We start from the raw sequence: 18079 nt of genomic DNA, 5'->3' as shown, positions 1-18079 counted from the left end.
TAAGATATCGCGGTCGATCTGACAAGCGGAGGTTCAGATGAAACGGGTCATGATCGTGGGCGGGCCGGGATCAGGCAAGAGCACTTTGGCGCGCTGGCTGGGTGCGCAAACCGGGCTGCCGGTGCATCATATGGATCACATCCACCATCTGCCCAACTGGGAGCCGCGCCCGATGACGGAAAAGCACGCGATGGCCCATGCGGTTGAAGCGCAAGAGGCCTGGGTGTTTGAGGGTGGCATGTCATCGACCTATGACACCCGTGCAACGCGGGCGGATACGCTGATCTGGCTGGATTTGCCTGTCGGGCTGCGGTTTTGGCGGGTCGTCAAGCGGTTATGGCAATCCTACGGACAACGGCGCCCGGATATGGCCGAGGGCTGCGTTGAAACGGTTGGGGCGCACACTTGGGAGTTCTTTGTCTGGATTTTCCAGACACGGGTCAGCCAGCGCAACAGGATCGCGCGCATGGTGGCAGAGCATCCGCATCTGACCGTGCATCATTTGCGGTCGCGGGCAGAGGTTGCGGACTTCATGGCAAGCGCCTAACCCTAGACCCAAAGGAGAATGCCATGTCTGACGCTTTGATCGTGATTGATGTCCAGAATGACTTTTGCCCCGGCGGTGCGCTCGCCGTGGCGGGCGGCGACGAAATTGTCGATGGGATCAATGCCCTGATGGCAGATTTCGACAGTGTGATCCTGACGCAGGATTGGCACCCGGCGGGGCATTCGTCATTTGCGTCGTCACATCCGGGTGCAGCACCTATGAGCGTCACCGAGATGCCGTACGGGCCGCAGGTGTTGTGGCCGGATCATTGCATCCAAGGGACAACAGGTGCCGCGTTTCACGCGGGCCTGCGTACCGATGGTGATCTGATCATTCGCAAGGGGTTCAACCCCGCGATTGATAGCTATTCGGCATTTTTCGAGAATGACCACTCTACCCCGACGGGGCTGGAAGGGTATCTGCGCACACGTGGGATTTCGCGGCTGACGATGGTTGGCCTCGCGCTGGATTTCTGCGTGAATTATTCGGCTGAGGATGCGGCCAAGCTGGGGTTCGACGTCACGGTGCGGCGCGATCTGACGCGGGCGATTGATTTTGATGGCTCGCTTGCGGCTGCGCTGAAAGGGATGGCGGACGCGGGCGTCACCGTCGCGTGAACATCACGCTGAAACAGCTTGAGGCGTTTGTCTGGGTCGCGGACCTGCGCAGTTTCAACAAGGCCGCCGAACGGTTGGCAACGACGCAGCCCAATATCTCTGGCCGGATTGCCAAGCTTGAGGGCTTGCTGGGCGGTCGGCTGCTGGACCGCGATACGATGCAGGTCACGCCCTTGGGCGCGCGGATGCTGAAGCGAGCGCGCGATGTGCTGGCGGCGATGGATGCGCTGGTGGTCGAAAGCGGCGAGGCGGGGCTATACGATGGCGTGCTGCGGCTGGGCGTGACCGAAATGGTTGCCGAAACCTGGCTGCGGGCGTTTTTGGTGCGGTTGGCTGATGCCTTTCCCAAGATGGATGTAGAACTGACTGTGGATTTCTCTGCTGCGCTTGAAAAGCGGCTGGCGGAACGGGCGATTGATCTGGCCCTTCAGAATGCACCATTTCAACGCGCGATGTCTGGAGAGGTCGCGCTGGGCACTTATCCGATGGTTTGGGTGGCTGCCCCCGGCGTGACAGAGGTGGCAGGTCAGCCGGTGCTGACCCATGGGCGCGACACGATCCTGTTCCAGCAGATCGCGGCGCATTTTGCGGCGCAAGGTGGTGCTGCCGTCAGGTTGGTGCCGTCCAGCAATCTGGCCACAGGACTGCTGATGGCAATGGACGGGCGCGGCGTGACCGTGGTGCCAGAAGCGATGGCGCGCGGGGCGCTGGCGGCGGGCAAGTTGGTCCAGATCGACTATGGTTGGGCGCCAGAACCGTTGCGGTTTTTCGCCCGCTACGATGCCGAACGCACCCAGGCCGCAGTGGCGCAGTCTGCTGCAATTGCGTTGGACACAGCCAATCATTTTTCCTGATCGTAATCATTAAATCAAATAATTCGACGCGATAGCCACCGGCGATTACCTTGCCATCAACCAAGGGAGCACGTGATGACCTATCGTTTGGGCGTTGATATTGGCGGCACATTTACGGATGTGGTGTTGGAGGGGCCGGACGGTCTGACCTCGACCAAGGTGCTGACGACGTATGCCGCACCTGAGAACGCGATCATCGACGGGTTGCAACAGGTCTGCGGCAAGGCGGGGATTGCGGCGGATCAGATCAGCCAGATCATTCACGGTACAACGCTGGCGACCAACGCGCTGATCGAGCGGCGCGGGGCGAAAACGGCGCTGATCACGACCGAAGGGTTTCGTGATGTGATCGAGATGCGCACCGAAAGCCGGTTTGAACAATACGATCTGAACCTTACACTGCCGGAACCGCTGTTGCCGAGGCAATCGCGTTTCACGGTTGCAGGCCGGATTGATGCCAAAGGGCAGGAACTGGTGCCGATGGACCGCGCTGGCATTGAGGCGGTTGTCGATCAGATCGCGCGCGCGGGCTACGAAAGCGTCGCGGTGGGGCTTATTCATTCCTATCTTAACGACGCGCATGAACAGATGGTCCGCGAAGTTCTGGCCGAAAAACTGCCGGAAGTGATGGTGTCGCTGTCATCGGAAGTCAGCCCCCAGATGCGCGAATACGAACGGTTCAACACGGTCTGCGCAAATGCCTATATCAAGCCGCTGATGAAGTCCTATCTAGGCCGGCTGAAGGGACGGTTGGCCGAGGTTGGCGCAGGCTGCCCCATCTTTCTGATGCATTCGGGTGGCGGGATCATTTCGATAGAATCCGCCGCCGAATTCCCGGTGCGCTTGGTCGAAAGCGGCCCGGCGGGCGGGGCGGTTTTTGCCGCAACGCTGGCGCAGCGGTTCGGTTTGGACAAGGTGCTGTCATTCGACATGGGCGGGACCACGGCCAAGATTTGCCTGATCCGCGACCAGCAGCCCAAGACGGCACGCGTGTTTGAAGTCGCGCGGACCTATCGGTTCAAAAAGGGATCGGGGATGCCAATCTCGATCCCGGTGATTGATATGGTCGAGATTGGCGCAGGCGGTGGATCGCTGGCACATGTGGATGCGATGCGGCAAATCCGTGTCGGTCCGGAAAGTGCCGGGTCCGAACCGGGACCCGCGTGCTATGGACGGGGCGGCGCGAAACCAGCGGTCACCGATGCGGATCTGGTGCTGGGCAAGCTCGACCCCGATAGCTTTGCAGGCGGGTCAATCACTTTGGACGCAGACGCATCGGGGACCGCTTTGGACGCGGTGATCGGCGACACACTGGATATGGACGCGACCGAGGCGGCGTTTGGGCTGGCCGAGGTTGTGGACGAGAATATGGCCAACGCCGCGCGTGTCCATGCGGTCGAGAACGGCGAGGATTTGGCGGACTACACGATGATTGCCTTTGGCGGCGCGGCCCCGCTTCATGCGGGGCGGTTATGCGAGAAGCTGGGTGTGCAGCGGTTGTTGGTGCCAGAGGGGGCAGGTGTCGGGTCGGCCATCGGGTTCCTGCGCGCGCCGTTCAGCTTTGAGGCGAACCGCAGTGTTTATATGAAACTGTCGGATTTCGATCCGGGACGGGTCGAGGCGTTGCTTGCAGAACTGGCCGAAGAGGCGACAGCCTTTGTCCGGTCATGTGACGCAGACGCCCACATCGGGCGTGAATACAAGGCCTACATGCGCTACACCGGGCAAGGCTGGGAGATCCCGATTGACTTGACCGAAGCGCAAGCGCGCGCCCCGGATGCGGTGACGTTTCAGCAGTTGTTCGAGGCGGACTACACAGCGCTATTTGGACGGCCCGTTGCGGGGTTGGACGTGGAAATCACCGTTTGGGCCGTGAATGCGGCGACCCCCAAGCTCGAAGTGCCCAAGGTTGGCGCGATGGGTGCTGCCGGGGCGGCAAAGGTCAGCGGTACACGTAAGCTGTTTGATCCCGCGTTGGGCACGACCGCGCAGGCGCAGGTTGTCGCACGCGGCGACCTTGCCGGGGCCGCCGTTGATGGCCCCGCAGTCGTGACTGAGGATGAAACGACGATTGTGGTGCCGGCAAGTCGGGTTGCAAAGGGATGGCCAGACGGCACGATCGAGGTCACCGAAAGGGAGGGTCAGGCATGAGCACCGTTGCAAACCAGGTGATGTGGAACCGCTTGATTTCCATTGTTGAAGAACAGGCGCAGGCCTTGGTGCGCACGGCCTTTTCAACATCCGTGCGCGAGGCAGGCGATCTGTCTGCGGGTGTCTACGACGTGCGCGGGCAGATGCTGGCGCAGGCAGTCACCGGCACGCCTGGGCACGTGAACGCGATGGCCGATGCGGTGGCGCATTTCATCCGCCGGATCGGCGCGGACACAATGGCCGAGGGTGACGTCTATATCACCAATGATCCGTGGGAAGGCACCGGACATCTGCACGATATCACGGTCGTCACACCATCCTTCTATAAAGGCGCGATAGTCGGGTTTTTCGCCTGTACTGCGCATATCGTCGACATTGGCGGTCGCGGCTTTGGCGCGGATGCGGCGAGCGTCTACGAAGAAGGGCTTTATCTGCCGATCATGCGGCTGATGGATCGCGGCGCGGTGGATGAGACCCTGATCCGCATCATTCGCGGCAACGTGCGCGAGCCGGATCAGTTGGTAGGCGATATCTATGCGTTGGCGACCTGCAACGAGATCGGTCATCGGCGGCTGGTCGAGATGATGGAAGAATTTGCGCTGGACGATCTGGAAGGGATCGGCGGGTTCATCCTTGAGAATTCCCGCCGCGCCACAATTGAGCGGATCAATGCCCTGCCTCGCGCGCAGGCCGAAGGCGCGATGCGGATTGACGGATTTGACGCGCCGATAAATTTGGTCGTGCAACTATCACTGGAAGACGACCGCGTTGTTTGCACGTTTGATGGCACAAGCCCTGTCGACAAGAAGGGTATCAATGTGCCGCTGGTCTATACCAAGGCCTACGCCTGTTATGCGCTGAAATGCGCGATTGCACCTGAGATCCCGAACAATGCCGCCTCTCTCGCACCGTTTGAGATTTCTGCGCCAGAGGGGTCAATCCTGAATGCGGTGCACCCTGCCCCGGTGGCTTTGCGGCATGTGATTGGGCACATGGTGCCGGATACGGTTTATGATGCTCTTGATAAGATCCTGCCCGGCGTCGTGCCTGCCGAAGGGGCCGGGACGCTGTGCAATTTTCAGGTGTCATTGCGGCCCCGCACCGATGGTGTGGCCGCGCCAGATGCGGTGCGGTCCGAGGTGCTGACCTTCAATTCCGGAGGATCAGGCGCGCGGCCGAGCCTGGACGGGATGAGCGCGACAGCGTTTCCGTCAGGCGTGATGACGATGCCGATTGAAGCCACGGAACACGCGGGCCCGGTCATCATCTGGCGCAAGGAGCTGCGGCCTGATTCCGGCGGTGCGGGGCAGTATCGCGGGGGGCTTGGGCAGTTCATGGAAGTCGGCGCGCAGGAGGGTCATGAGTTTGACTTTCAAGCGATGTTTGACCGCGTAGATTTCCCGGCGCGGGGCCGTCAGGGTGGTGTCGAGGGCGCGCCGACCACAATTGCCCGGAGCGACGGTGCCGCGATGCGCGGCAAGGGCAAGCAGTTCGTGCCACACGGCGCGCGCGTGATGCTCGCCTTTCCCGGCGGTGCAGGCTACGGCGCGGTCGCCGATCGTGACCCGGCGCTGGTGCGGCGCGATCTTGTGCGGGGCTACGTGACGCCCGAGGCGGCGCAGACGGAATACGGTATGGAAACGGCCGAGGTCTTGGCAATCATGGATCACGTTACAAAGGGGGAATGGTCATGAAGGTTGCAATGATCACGGCAGGCGGCAGCGGCATGGGTGCGGATAGCGCGCGGGCGCTGGCCGAGGCAGGTTACAAAGTTGCCATCTTGTCGTCGTCCGGCAAGGGCGAAGCCTTGGCAAAGGAATTAGGGGGTGTTGGTGTCACCGGGTCGAACCAATCGACCGACGATCTGCAAAAACTGGTCGATGCTGCGATGAATCACTGGGGCCGAATTGATGTACTGGTCAACAGCGCAGGTCACGGCCCGCGCGCGCCGGTACTGGAATTGACGGATGAGGATTGGCACACCGGCATGGATGTCTATTTCATGAACGTGGTCCGTCCGACCCGGCTTGTGACACCGATCATGCAGACACAGGGCGGCGGCGCGATTGTGAACATCAGCACTTTCGCCGCGTTTGAACCCGATCCGGTGTTCCCAACAAGTGGCGTGTTTCGCGCGGGTCTGGCCGCGTTCACCAAGCTCTTCGCGGACAAATACGCCGCCGAGAACATCCGAATGAACAATGTGTTGCCGGGGTTCATCGACAGTCTTCCTGAAAAAGAAGAATTTCGTGCCCGCGTCCCAATGGGTCGTTACGGAAAATCAAAAGAGGAAATCGGGTCGGTTGTTACCTTTCTGGCGTCCGACAGCGCAGGCTACATCACCGGGCAAAACCTGCGCGTGGATGGTGGTATCACGCGGTCGGTCTGAAGGAGAAGATTATGCAGGCACCACAGCAAAAAAGCTATGACGTCGTGATTGTGGGCGGGGCCATGTATGGCTCTTCTGTTGCGTGGTGGCTGTCAGAGAATGCGGATTTTAATGGCTCGGTTCTGGTTGTGGAGCGCGACCCGACGTATGAGTGGACATCAACTGCGCACACAAATTCCTGCATGAGGCAGCAGTTTTCGCGCCCTTTGAACATTTCCATCAGTCAGTTCGCTGCCGACTTCGTCAAGAACTTCCGCAGTTATATGGGCGGCGACGACCGGGTGCCGGACGTGGTGCTGCAAAACTACGGTTATTTGTATCTGGCCGACAACGACGCGTTTGCGCAAACCCTGCGCGAGGGGCAAGCCATTCAAGAAGCGAATGGCGCTGGCACCAAGCATATGAGCGCGGACGAAATCAAAGCGGCCTATCCGTTCTACAACCTGGACGACATCATTGCAGGCAATCACAACCTGATCGACGAGGGCTATTTTGACGGGAACACGCTATTTGATTGGTGGAAGCGGTCAGCGCGGGAACGCGGTGTGGAATACATCCATAATTCGGTCGTGGCGATGGACCGGCAAGGCGACAAGATTGCCAGTGTGACGCTGGACAGCGGTGAGGTGATCGCCTGCGGCACGGTGGTGAATTGCAGCGGTCCACGTGCTGTTTTGATATCTCGTATGGCCGGAATCGAAATTCCTGTGGAACCGCGCAAACGCTACACCTTTATTTTTGAGGCGGCAGAACCGTTGGATCGGGACCTGCCACTGACGATTGATCCCTCTGGTGTGCATATGCGGACTGACGGGGCCTATTACCTTGCAGGCTGTCCGCCAGATGAAGACCCGGCCGTGGATTACGACGACTTCGTGCAGGACCATTCGATCTGGGAAGAAAAGGTCTGGCCTGTGCTGGCGCATCGCGTTCCGAGCTTTGAGCGGATCAAGTTGCGGCAAAGTTGGGCGGGGCACTATGCCTATAACACATTCGACCAAAACGCGATCATTGGTCCCCATCCCGAAGTCACGAACTTCGTCTTCGTGAATGGCTTTTCCGGGCATGGGTTTCAGCAATCGCCCGCGATGGGGCGCGGCGTGGCCGAGATAATCGCGACCGGGGCCTATCAAACGCTGGACCTCACGCCGTTTTCCTTTGAACGTATCGCCAAAGGTGAACCGTTTGACGAAAAGGCCGTGATATGAAGATGCCAACCAATGCTTTCAAGGCCGCGTTGAAAGCCAAGAAGAAGCAGGTCGGGCTGTGGGTGTCGACTGCCAGCCCAATGATCGCAGAGATCGTGGCCGGCGCTGGTTACGATTGGCTGTGCGTTGATATGGAACACAGCCCTGGCGACGTGATGACGGCAATGACCCAGCTACAGGCGATTGCACCGCATACCAGCGCCATCGTGCGCCCCCCGTGGAACGACACGGTAGTGGTTAAGCGCTTGCTGGATATCGGTGCGCCGGGGCTGCTGTTCCCGATGGTTCAGACCGTGACAGAGGCCGAAGCTGCCGTGGCGGCAACGCGTTACCCACCCGAAGGTGTGCGCGGCGTGGCCGGGGCAATGCGTGGCAGTCAGTGGGGGCGCTATAGCGACTATGGCGCACGGGTTGCGGATGAAACGGTCGTGATCTTGCAGGTCGAGACATTGTCGGCGATGGCGATTGCGGACCAAATCGCAGCTGTAAACGGCGTGGACGGTGTTTTCTTTGGCCCTGCGGACATCGCGGCAGATATGGGAATGCTGGGCCAACCTTTGCACGCGGATGTCTGGGCCAAGATCATGCCGGTGGCGCAAAAGCTGATGAATCAGGGCGTGCCGGTGGGGACGTTGGTGACGGACCCGGCGTTGGCAACGGAATTGCTGAACAAGGGTTTCACCTTTGTCGCCGTTGCGACAGATACGGGGCTGCTGGCCAAAGCAGCCGACGGGCTGTTGGCACAAGTGAAGGCCGGAATGGAAGGATAAACAATGATCAAGAAAATCGTTCTGACAGGGGCCGCTGGCCGATTGGGCGGGTTGTGTCGCGCCCCGCTTGCGGCCATGTGCGAAACACTGGTGTCATCTGACATCGTCGACGGGATCAGCGATCTGGCCCCCAATGAAACCTACGTTCAGGCGGATGTGGGCGAGATGTCAGATGTTCACGCGCTGCTTGAAGGGGCCGAAATGGTGGTTCATTTCGGATCCATCGCGGACGAGGCACCTTGGGAAAAGATCCTGCATTCCAATCTGCTGAGCGCATACAACGTCTGGGAATCAGCCCACCAACATGGCGTGCGCCGCATCGTTTATTCCAGCTCTATTCATGCGGTTGGCATGTATTCCAAACACAAGACACTCACCACCGATGTCCCACACAGGCCTGACACCTTCTATGGGTTGGCGAAGTGTTTTACCGAGGATCTGGCCAGTCTTTATTGGGACAAGCGCGGACTTGAAACTGTGTCCATGCGAATATTCTCTGCGACGGAAAAACCCGGGAACAGCCGCGCGCTTGGGTCGTGGCTGTCAGACGCGGACTTGATCCAATTGGTCGAAAAGTCGGTGTCGTCACCCACAACGGGCTTCATGATTGTCTATGGTGTGTCCAACAACGACCGCGCTGGCGTCGACAATTCCGGCGCGGCCTCGCTTGGTTACCGCCCCAAGGACAATGCTGAGGACTACGCGGCCGAGATTTTGGCAAAGGCCCCGCCGCAGAACAACCAGGACCCCGAAGACATGTGCCATGGCGGGCCGTTTGCAGTCGTGCCGCTGGGCGAAAGCGGGGTTGAGATGATCAAGCGGCGGAGCATCAAGACCTAGGACCACAGGTCTGTTGAAAGGTACTTCAGGCCGCTGTCGCAGATGATCACAGCAATAGTTTTGCCCGTCTCCGGTCCTGCCAGAAGCGCCAGCGCCGCCATGACGTTCGCCCCGGCAGAATAGCCTGCAAACACGCCTTCTACCCGTGCGAGGTCACGGGTGGTTTCTGCGGCCTCTTCGCCGGTGACCGCGATAAACCCATCAATTTCAATGCCTTCCATCTGGGTCAGATCCGGCATGCCATAGCCGCCACCCTGGATAGGGTGATCGGGATCGGTCAGATCACCACCCGCCAGAACGGCCGCACCCGATGGTTCAACGACGTATCCACGCACCTGCGGATTTAAGTTGCGCAAACCAGTAAGCGTGCCGGCAAACGTGCCGCCAGACCCCGCGAAGTCGACAAAGACGTCCACGTTGCGGTTGCTGTCTGACCAAAGCTCTTCCGCGGTGCCGTATTGGTGTGCGCCTTTGTTGCCGGGGTGGGCAAACTGATCGGCGCGGAATGCCTGATGCGCAGCTGTCAGCCGCGTGGCGACAGCATCCACCCGCGCGAGGTCGGCGCCGCTGACTTTGCCGGGCGTGCTGCCCGGCACCTGTTCGACCAGTACCACCTTTGCCCCAAGCGCGCGCATCATGCGAGCCCGTTCGGGCGAGTTTCCACGGCTCATTACTGCGATGAACGGATGTCCCATCTGTGCGCAAACGATGGCAAGTCCAGTGCCCATGTTGCCGCTTGTCATCTCAACCACGGCTTGACCGGGTCGCAAGGTGCCGCCAGACCGCGCGGCACGGATGATGCCAAGGGCGGCGCGATCTTTCTTGGAAAAGCCGGGGTTCAGGTAGTCGAGCTTGGCGAGGATGCGGCCCTGCACGCCCGCCGCCTCGACCAGACGGTCAAGCCAGATGGCCGGTGTGCCACCGATTGTCGAAATGATAGATGTTCCCGCCATCACGGACACCTGACGTCAAACTTGTTACCCTTCCCAGCAGGGACAGCCTAACACGTCTGGCGCATGAACATAGCGCGGAAAATTTGGGGGCGAGAGGCGACGTATGTGCCGCCCTTTGGGAAGGGATCAGAGGGGGTGCGATTGGAACCAGCCCAGACGCTGGAATAGCGTCTCGTGAGCCTTTGGGGCGGCGCATCCACCTTGCGACAAATCCGCTGAACGACAGAACCAAGCTTAATTCCGCGGCAAGGGCTATTTGAGCAGCGTTGAGCCAACCATAGAGTTTAGCTTGTTAAAGCGAATTCCTGCTGGATCCGTTGCGTGCAACGCCGGGTTTGTCGGCCAAGTCGTGACGCTTGAGCACGTCGCCCGTGTATTGATCCACGTTGATCTCTGACAGGTCATGGCGGTCGATGCTCGCCGTGCGGTGTCAGAACGCGGTGCTGTTGTCCTTGGGCGGGCGCAATTCGTAAGGGGGTTTCCGGCCCTGCGCATTCGCAACCTGAAAAACCGCGCCGTAGTGGATTATCTGCCCTGCGTCGGTTGTGGATTCGGGCATTGTCAAATTCGATACGGGTAGCGCGTGTGGGGTCGTCATGAGCGGTGATGCCTGCCGTGGCCGCAAGTGCGTCGATCTGGTTCGCGAATGGCAGTGCCTGCTTGGACGGGGTGACGGTGAAAGTGCTATTTCCAAACAACGCGGAAAGCAGGCCGCCCACGACATCGGACACCGCATGAAGTTATGGGGTACCTGAAATCAGACGAACGTCAGTTGCGAATTGGTCTGGGGTGCGGCCCATTTAGAACTTACGTTTACCGATCTCGTGTTTGCCATCAGCGCCACGCAAACGGATGTGCAGTGTGCCGCCTTTGGGAAAGACAGCGCGCGCCGCTTTTTCCACAAACGCGCCGTGATCCTTCTGCGTCGAGACCGCGTCAACCAGCCATTTGTTCCCGCCGCTGTCCCACGCGTCATCTGTCATTTCTGCCAAATCAAAGTGGGGATCGCGCAACTTGGCATCCCATGCGTCATCGACTTTGGCAAAGGTAGCAAAGCCCACAGGGGTCGGCACGCTTGCATCGCTTTTGCCTGGCACTGTGGCCGTGACCAGCAGGTTCTTTTGCAGCGGCATGATCGTGATCGCACGTACCTGTTCCAAGGTAAGTTCGCGGAACTGTGGGTTCTTCATCATCAGAAAGCTGACGACACCAAGTTTTTCGAATGCAGAGGCCATGGCTTAGAAATCCAGATTTTCGACGGAAAGCGCGTTGGTTTGGATGAATTCGCGCCGCGGCTCGACCACGTCGCCCATCAGTTTGGTGAAGATGTCGTCAGCCTCGGCTACGTCATCAACCTTGACCTGCAGCAGCGTGCGCGCATCGGGGTCTAGCGTGGTTTCCCACAGCTGGTCGGGGTTCATTTCGCCCAAGCCTTTGTAGCGTTGCAGGGTCAGACCCTTCTCGCCCTCTTCCAGAATACCTTGAAGAAGGTCCAGCGGCCCGTGGATGATCTGTGACCGGTCCTTACGGACCAAGGTGGCGGGCAAGTCGTAGACGTCCTGTAGCGACTTGGTAGAGCTGCCTGTGCGCCGCGCCTCACCTGACCGCAACATAGGCCCGTCGAGTGTGCGAACTTCTTCCACGCCGCGCAGGATACGCGCCAGACGTACACCGTGGTCCTGGGTGATGCGCCCTTGCCAGCCGCGTTCCCATTCCAGCGCGATCAGGTCAAGCCGTTTGGCGACCTTGTCAGCCACACCTTGCAGGTCTGCATCTACAGCGCCCTGCACGAAAGCCCCAGCGATTGCCGCCTGTTCAAGGATGTGGCGGGGGTAGTGTGTTGGGAAGGCGTCAAGCACGCGGCGCAACTGGCGCGCCTCTTCCACAACGCGGCGCAGATCAGCCCCGCTGATTTCTTCGCCGTTGCCCTGCCGCAGCATGGCCCCGTCGATCCCCTGTTCGATCAGATAGTCATCCATCGCGGCCTGATCCTTGAGGTAAACCTCTGACCGGCCCCGGCTGACCTTATACAGAGGCGGCTGCGCGATATAGAGGTGCCCGCGCTCGATCAGTTCCGGCATCTGGCGGAAAAAGAACGTCAACAACAGCGTGCGGATATGTGCACCGTCCACGTCAGCATCGGTCATGATGACGATCTTGTGGTAACGCAGCTTGTCGATGTTAAATTCGTCGCGGCCAATGCCGGTGCCCAGCGCCATCACAAGGTTGCCGATTTCCTGAGACCCCAGCATCCGGTCAAAGCGGGCGCGTTCAACGTTCAGGATCTTGCCCTTGAGCGGAAGGATCGCCTGGGTCTGGCGATCACGGCCAGTCTGGGCAGAGCCACCGGCGCTATCACCCTCGACCAGGAAAACTTCGGTTTTGGAAGGGTCTTTTTCGGAACAATCCTTGAGCTTGCCGGCGAGGAAATTCACGTCCATCGGGTTCTTGCGGCGGGTCAGCTCGCGCGCTTTGCGGGCGGCTTCACGGGCGAGAGCAGCCTCTACAATCTTGCCGACGATCTGTTTGGCCTCATTGGGGTTTTCCTCGAACCACTCGGCCAGTTTTTCGCCCACAAGCGATTCCACGGCCGGACGCACTTCGGAGCTGACAAGTTTGTCCTTGGTCTGGCTGGAAAATTTCGGGTCAGGCACTTTGACCGACAGCACGCAGGTCAGACCTTCGCGTGCGTCATCGCCCGTAAAGCTGACCTTTTCCTTTTTGGCGATGCCAGAGGATTGGGCGTAGTTATTGATGGTCCGGGTCAGCGCACCGCGGAAACCGGCCATATGCGTGCCGCCATCGCGCTGCGGGATGTTGTTGGTAAACGGCAGCACCATTTCGTTGTAGCTGTCGTTCCACCACATCGCGACCTCGACCCCGATGTCATCTTTTTCGCCAACCACATAAATCGGTTCGGGCATGACAGGTGTTTTGGACCGGTCGATATATTTGACGAATTCCTTGACGCCGCCTTCGTAAAAAAGCTCTGTGCGCAAAGGTTCTGCCGGGCGTTCGTCTTCGAGAATGATGCGCACGCCGGAATTCAGGAAGGCCAGTTCGCGCAGACGCTTTTCGAGCGTTTCAAAGCTGTAGTCGAGGTTGCTGAAGGTGTCGGTGGAGGCGAGGAACCGCACCTCTGTGCCGGTTTCACCGTTTGCGTCGCCGATCACCTCAAGGTGGTCAGTCGTGTCACCGTGGGCGAATTTTGCGACGTGAACCTTGCCATCGCGCCAGACCTTGAGTTCGAGCCAGACAGACAACGCGTTCACAACAGAGACACCGACGCCGTGCAGGCCGCCGGAGACCTTGTAAGAGTTGCTGTCAAATTTACCGCCCGCATGCAGCTGGGTCATGATCACTTCGGCTGCGGAAACGCCCTCTTCTTCGTGGATGCCCACCGGAATGCCGCGTCCATTGTCGCGCACTGAAACAGAAGAATCCGCGTGAATTTTGACGTTCACGTAGTCGGCGTGACCGGCCAGCGCCTCATCAATGCCATTGTCGACGACCTCGTAGACCATGTGGTGAAGACCAGAGCCATCGTCGGTGTCACCGATGTACATGCCTGGGCGCTTGCGTACCGCCTCTAACCCCTTCAAAACTTTGATGGAATCGGCGCCATATTCGGCATTGTTCTGCTGCTCGTCAGCCATGCGGGTATTCCTGTTCTTTTACCCGCTAAATATATGGTTTTTCAGGGGGATTGTCACGCCCGAAGCCCCACATTTTGTGGTTTCGGACGTGACGTGTGGCCCGATGTCAAGCGGCTGCAGTTGCTGCAAATTTCACAGCTGCGATCCACTTGTCGATCTGGTCGGATTTCGCGTCCGTCGCGCCCGCAAACCACAGCGGTTTGCGGGGTTTCATGCCAACGAATTTTAGGATTTGCCCGTGCATCATGTGCAGCATCGCGCGGCTGTAAAGCATCCGCAACGCCCACATCGGTGTGTCTGCGGTGACGATCAACTGTGCCGTCCGACCTGTCAGCAAGGGCGCGGGAAGGCCCAGCTTGGTCTTGTTGCGCGTGTCAAAGGTGACACCCGGCAGAAAGGTGCGGTCAAAGAGACCCTTCAACTTCGCTGGCATCGAGCCCCACCACATCGGCAGCGCGAGCACGAAGTGATCGGCCCACTGCAGCTTGGCCGTGAAGTCCTGAAGGTCGGGTTCAAGCGGTTTGTGGTCGTGGTAGCCGCCACCGCCAAAGTCCGGATCAAAGTCCAGATCGGCAAGGTCGACGGTTTGTACGTCGTGGCCCGCAGCCGTGGCGGAGGCCGCGTAAGTATTGGCGAACAATTGCGAAAGCGAACGTTCGCCGGGATGCCCGTTCAGGACAAGAATTTTGCGCGGTGTCATGGTGTGATTCCTTAAATTGACCGTGGTCACTTTAATGCACTCAAAAAGTGACCACGGTCAATTACAATTTTTGACCACGGTCATTTTAATGCTATAAGACGGCATGGCCCGCGCACCGCAACAACGCAGAATCGACACGCACAACCGCCTTTTGGCGGCGGCCAAGGCGATTGTGGCCGACGGCAGCTATGCCCAGATGCGGGTGGAAGAGGTTGTGATCCGCGCAGGTGTCGCCAAAGGCACGTTCTTTGCCCATTTCCGCGACAAGGATGCCCTGATGGAGGCCTTGATCGCCGAAGACCTGACTGCCGCCATCACCGCGATGAGAGAGGCACCTGCGCCGCACGATGCGGCCACTTTGGTCACTGCACTCGATCCGCTGGTGCGGGTCCTCGCCTCTGAGCGGGCTGCGTTTGACCTGATCATGCGCTATTCCGGCGCACTGGAAGTCGCCAACATCGGGCCAATCGCGCAGAATTTCATCGACCAGATCATGCTATTTATCGACTGGGTCGTACCCCTCCATGGCAAGGCGCTACGCGGCGACATTGACCCGCAACTGATGGCCGAGGGCATTCAGGCCTTTGTGGTCCAGACTGTCGCACTATCGTTCTGCGCGGTGGAATCGCGCGTGGTGGGCATCGATGAGCGGCTGGGCCCTTACCTGAACGCCTGGCTTGCGCCGCAGCCGCACTAGGTCAGCGCGATCACCACCGCAACGCCGATCAGCAAACTACCAGACACGATATTGGTGCGATAAAGCGCTGTGGGCGAGGTCAGCAGCGCCCGCGCCCGCCCGATGAACAGCGCCAGCGTCAGGTTCCCCATCAGCGGCACAATCAGCGACAAGAAGCAGATCACCGCGATGTCAGCCCAGGTCAGCATCGTCAGATCAAAAAAGCCCGGCAACATACCCATATAGAACAGGATCGCCTTGGGATTTCCGAGGATCACCGCCAAACCGGCAATGAACCCTGCCCACATGCCGGGCCGCGTAAGCCGGGTATCAGAGGCGATGGTCTTGTCCGCATGGCGGATGACCAGCCAGCCCATCAGCAGAAATGTCAGTACGGCGACCCATTTCAACACCAGAATGAAATCGGCATAAACGCTGACCAGCCAGGTAACCCCAAGGATCGCTAGAAAAGGCCAAAGCACATCGCCGACGACAACACCCAGAACCAGCGGCCAGGCCGCGTTGAACCCGCCCGACAATGTGCGCGCGATCAAAGCCACCCAGACCGGACCGGGGGTCAGGAACAGCACGAAAAGTGCGCCCGCATATAGCAGCATATCGGCGGATGTGATCGTCATGTGCGCGGCTTAGAAGGAAAAGCCCAAAAGGTCCACGGGCGCTGTATCATCCCAAGGCTGATCGCGCAGCTCCATTACCATCAGGTGGCCACGGTCATCAACCTGCACGTCGCCCGTCCATGCATCATAAAGCGCTGTGTGTTTGACCGTATTTGGAACCGACCGAAAACCGCGCCCGGCATAAAGCGGCTGACCACCAAACAGCAGGAAATGCACCGCCTGACTGCCCCGCGCTTCGGCGATGGCATCCGTCATCAGGGCGCTGGCGATGCCCTTGCCGCGATGATCCGGGTCTGTCGCCACCTCTGCCAAGCCCATTATCGGTAGAAGGTCTTCGCCCATGCGGATTGACCGATAGCATAGCGACATATGCCCGATGATTGCGTCACCATCGCGCACAATCAGCCGGACATGGTGGCGTTGCTGGTGAAAGGACCGGTTGCCGAACGGCTCTTCAAATGCGCGCACCAGCAGGGTGTGAATGCGCGCCTCGTCTTCGGGCGTTAGGTGGATTTCGTCGATCCGTTCAATCTTCATCCGTATCCGGCAGGATCTGCCTGCCCTCCTCATCTAGTTCCCAGAACGGGTTGAACGCCACTTCCCAAACGTGGCCGTCGGGATCAGCGTAATAGCCGGAATAGCCACCCCAGAACACTTTTTCCGGTGCTTTCAGCGGCATCGCTCCAACAGACAGCGCCTTTTCATAGGCGGCGTCAACGCCCGCCTCATCGGGGAAATTCTGCGCCAAGGTGACAGCACCGGTGCCCAGCTTTGCATCCGGACGGCCCTGATCTGCGGCCAACGGGGCCAATCCGAACAGGCCAAGGACCGAAGCGTGCAGTTGATAAAACACCACTTGTCCCGGAACCTCATCCTTGGGTGTCCAGCCCAGATCACCGTAGAATTTGCGCGACCGTGCCAAGTCGGCGACGCCAAGTGTGATAAGCGATACACGTTGCGGGGTCATGGGGCGGTCCTTTGCGTTATGGTGGATTGGCCGTCTGTGTCAGTCACTTCGGCATATTGCGCCCGCGTATCCAGTTCCGCAAACAATTCCGGGCCGGTGCCTGTCATCCAGGCCTGCGCGCCAAGTGCGCAGATTTCATCATAAAGTGCTGCGCGGCGGTCGGCATCAAGATGGGCTGCAACCTCATCAAGCAGCAAGATGGGTGGCGCGCCATGATCCGAGGCCAGCGCGCGCCCATTGGCAAGGATCAGGCTGATCAGCAGTGCCTTTTGCTCGCCCGTGGAACAATCGCGGGCATTCACGCCTTTGTTGGCATAGATCGCCTCAAGATCAGCACGGTGCGGCCCGGTGAGGGTCCGCCCTGCCGCCATGTCACGCGTACGGCCATCGGCAAAGGCGCGGCACAGTCCCTCTTGCGTTGTTGGCGCGCCGTCTTCCGCCTGCACGAGGGTCAGGTCCGCTGTCGGGAATGCCGTCGTGGTATCGGCTTGTGCTTGCGCGAGGTGACCCAGCGTGGCGGAACGGTTGGTGTGAATCTCTGCCCCCGCTTCGGCCATTTGCGCTTCGAGAGCGGTGTACCAATGGGGGTCGCGTACCATGTCCTTCAGCAGGCGGTTACGTTCACGCATCGCCTTTTCATAGCGCAAAACAGTGCTGGCATGGCTGGGCTGGAACGAAAGCGTGGCGCGATCCAGAAACCGGCGGCGTCCTTCAGCCCCTTCGATCCATAACCTGTCCATGGCGGGCACAAGCCACAGGATGCGCGCGATACTGCCAAGGGCGACTTGCGACGCGGCCTTGTCATCAATTCGCACAGTTCGCGGCTGCCCGGCCTCTGCCCCTGTTTCAACCTCGTGTACGTGGCGGGCACCATTGATCTGAGCGGTGATTTTCCACCCCAATACCTCGGGCCTGCGGGACAGGTCAGCAAGACCCGCGCGCCGCATCCCGCGGCCAGGGGAAAGAAGCGATATCGCCTCGATCAGATTGGTCTTGCCCGCACCGTTGGGGCCAAAGATCGCGACCGGGCGCAGATCAACATCCAGCACCGCACGCTTGTGGCTGCGAAAATGCGACAGGGTCAGCCGGGACAGGAACAGACCGCTCATGCCC

At 59.6% G+C, this 18079-nt stretch carries 19 protein-coding genes; 10 read left to right on the top strand and 9 right to left on the bottom strand.

What is annotated here, in order from left to right; genetic code table 11:
- The first annotated feature begins 37 nt into the window (after nucleotides 1–37).
- From AB3Y40_RS16890 to AB3Y40_RS16850, 9 genes are all read left to right on the top strand, one after another.
- On the top strand, nucleotides 38–547 hold the full coding sequence (locus tag AB3Y40_RS16890) for a P-loop NTPase family protein (protein ID WP_369440048.1): 510 nt from the start codon (nucleotides 38–40) through the stop codon (nucleotides 545–547).
- Between the two features lie 23 nt (nucleotides 548–570).
- Nucleotides 571–1164: a bifunctional nicotinamidase/pyrazinamidase gene (gene pncA / locus AB3Y40_RS16885; RefSeq protein ID WP_369440047.1), complete on the top strand. Its 594-nt coding sequence runs from the start codon at nucleotides 571–573 to the stop codon at nucleotides 1162–1164.
- Nucleotides 1161–2018 (top strand): LysR family transcriptional regulator, encoded by an 858-nt coding sequence (locus tag AB3Y40_RS16880; RefSeq protein WP_369440046.1) that lies wholly within the window; start codon nucleotides 1161–1163, stop codon nucleotides 2016–2018. The genes pncA and AB3Y40_RS16880 overlap by 4 nt, the downstream gene beginning before the upstream one ends.
- Before the next feature lie 75 nt (nucleotides 2019–2093).
- A complete protein-coding gene (locus tag AB3Y40_RS16875) occupies nucleotides 2094–4169 on the top strand; it encodes a hydantoinase/oxoprolinase family protein (RefSeq protein WP_369440045.1) in 2076 nt (691 codons plus the stop codon).
- Nucleotides 4166–5863 carry a hydantoinase B/oxoprolinase family protein gene (locus tag AB3Y40_RS16870; protein WP_369440044.1) on the top strand — a complete coding sequence of 566 codons (1698 nt, stop codon included), beginning with the start codon at nucleotides 4166–4168 and terminating at the stop codon, nucleotides 5861–5863. The genes AB3Y40_RS16875 and AB3Y40_RS16870 overlap by 4 nt, the downstream gene beginning before the upstream one ends.
- A complete protein-coding gene (locus AB3Y40_RS16865) occupies nucleotides 5854–6558 on the top strand; it encodes an SDR family oxidoreductase (protein ID WP_369440043.1) in 705 nt (234 codons plus the stop codon). Before AB3Y40_RS16870 ends, AB3Y40_RS16865 begins: the two co-directional genes overlap by 10 nt.
- 11 nt (nucleotides 6559–6569) lie before the next feature.
- Complete coding sequence (locus AB3Y40_RS16860) at nucleotides 6570–7766, top strand: NAD(P)/FAD-dependent oxidoreductase (protein ID WP_369440042.1); 1197 nt, start codon at nucleotides 6570–6572, stop codon at nucleotides 7764–7766.
- Nucleotides 7763–8536 carry an HpcH/HpaI aldolase family protein gene (locus tag AB3Y40_RS16855; RefSeq protein WP_369440041.1) on the top strand — a complete coding sequence of 258 codons (774 nt, stop codon included), beginning with the start codon at nucleotides 7763–7765 and terminating at the stop codon, nucleotides 8534–8536. The genes AB3Y40_RS16860 and AB3Y40_RS16855 overlap by 4 nt, the downstream gene beginning before the upstream one ends.
- 6 nt (nucleotides 8537–8542) lie before the next feature.
- The gene (locus tag AB3Y40_RS16850; RefSeq protein WP_369440249.1) at nucleotides 8543–9376 is read left to right on the top strand and encodes an NAD-dependent epimerase/dehydratase family protein; all 834 of its coding nucleotides are present in this window, start codon (nucleotides 8543–8545) and stop codon (nucleotides 9374–9376) included.
- Here AB3Y40_RS16850 and AB3Y40_RS16845 read toward each other — a convergent pair.
- The 5 genes from AB3Y40_RS16845 to AB3Y40_RS16825 form a co-directional block, all read right to left on the bottom strand.
- Nucleotides 9373–10329 carry a PLP-dependent cysteine synthase family protein gene (locus AB3Y40_RS16845; RefSeq protein ID WP_369440040.1) on the bottom strand — a complete coding sequence of 319 codons (957 nt, stop codon included), beginning with the start codon at nucleotides 10327–10329 and terminating at the stop codon, nucleotides 9373–9375. The two genes, AB3Y40_RS16850 and AB3Y40_RS16845, sit on opposite strands and share 4 nt — an antisense overlap.
- Nucleotides 10330–10759: 430 nt before the next feature.
- Nucleotides 10760–10888: a hypothetical protein gene (locus AB3Y40_RS16840; RefSeq protein WP_369440039.1), complete on the bottom strand. Its 129-nt coding sequence runs from the start codon at nucleotides 10886–10888 to the stop codon at nucleotides 10760–10762.
- A 241-nt stretch (nucleotides 10889–11129) separates the two neighbouring features.
- Entirely contained in the window at nucleotides 11130–11564 is a 435-nt protein-coding gene (locus AB3Y40_RS16835) for a toxin-activating lysine-acyltransferase (protein WP_369440038.1), read from the bottom strand.
- Between the two features lie 3 nt (nucleotides 11565–11567).
- Nucleotides 11568–13985 (bottom strand): DNA topoisomerase (ATP-hydrolyzing) subunit B, encoded by a 2418-nt coding sequence (gene gyrB, locus AB3Y40_RS16830; RefSeq protein WP_369440037.1) that lies wholly within the window; start codon nucleotides 13983–13985, stop codon nucleotides 11568–11570.
- A 106-nt stretch (nucleotides 13986–14091) separates the two neighbouring features.
- A complete protein-coding gene (locus AB3Y40_RS16825; protein ID WP_369440036.1) occupies nucleotides 14092–14685 on the bottom strand; it encodes an NAD(P)H-dependent oxidoreductase in 594 nt (197 codons plus the stop codon).
- Between the two features lie 103 nt (nucleotides 14686–14788).
- Here AB3Y40_RS16825 and AB3Y40_RS16820 point away from each other — a divergent pair, with 103 nt between their 5' ends.
- The gene (locus AB3Y40_RS16820; RefSeq protein ID WP_369440035.1) at nucleotides 14789–15382 is read left to right on the top strand and encodes a TetR/AcrR family transcriptional regulator; all 594 of its coding nucleotides are present in this window, start codon (nucleotides 14789–14791) and stop codon (nucleotides 15380–15382) included.
- Here AB3Y40_RS16820 and AB3Y40_RS16815 read toward each other — a convergent pair.
- From AB3Y40_RS16815 to recF, 4 genes are read right to left on the bottom strand one after another with little or no spacing between them, the layout of a single operon-like run.
- Nucleotides 15379–15999, bottom strand: coding sequence for a LysE family translocator (locus AB3Y40_RS16815; RefSeq protein WP_369440034.1), 621 nt, complete (start codon nucleotides 15997–15999; stop codon nucleotides 15379–15381). The genes AB3Y40_RS16820 and AB3Y40_RS16815 overlap by 4 nt on opposite strands.
- 9 nt (nucleotides 16000–16008) lie before the next feature.
- On the bottom strand, nucleotides 16009–16536 hold the full coding sequence (locus tag AB3Y40_RS16810) for a GNAT family N-acetyltransferase (RefSeq protein WP_369440033.1): 528 nt from the start codon (nucleotides 16534–16536) through the stop codon (nucleotides 16009–16011).
- The gene (locus AB3Y40_RS16805) at nucleotides 16526–16966 is read right to left on the bottom strand and encodes a VOC family protein (protein ID WP_369440032.1); all 441 of its coding nucleotides are present in this window, start codon (nucleotides 16964–16966) and stop codon (nucleotides 16526–16528) included. Before AB3Y40_RS16805 ends, AB3Y40_RS16810 begins: the two co-directional genes overlap by 11 nt.
- Complete coding sequence (gene recF / locus AB3Y40_RS16800; RefSeq protein ID WP_369440031.1) at nucleotides 16963–18075, bottom strand: DNA replication/repair protein RecF; 1113 nt, start codon at nucleotides 18073–18075, stop codon at nucleotides 16963–16965. Before recF ends, AB3Y40_RS16805 begins: the two co-directional genes overlap by 4 nt.
- Between the last annotated feature and the right edge of the window lie 4 nt (nucleotides 18076–18079).

Source organism: Yoonia sp. R2331 (genome assembly GCF_041103235.1).
Taxonomy (GTDB): domain Bacteria; phylum Pseudomonadota; class Alphaproteobacteria; order Rhodobacterales; family Rhodobacteraceae; genus CANMYO01.
Note: the sequence above shows the minus strand (reverse complement) of the source record. Positions and strands in the feature narration are given on the sequence as shown.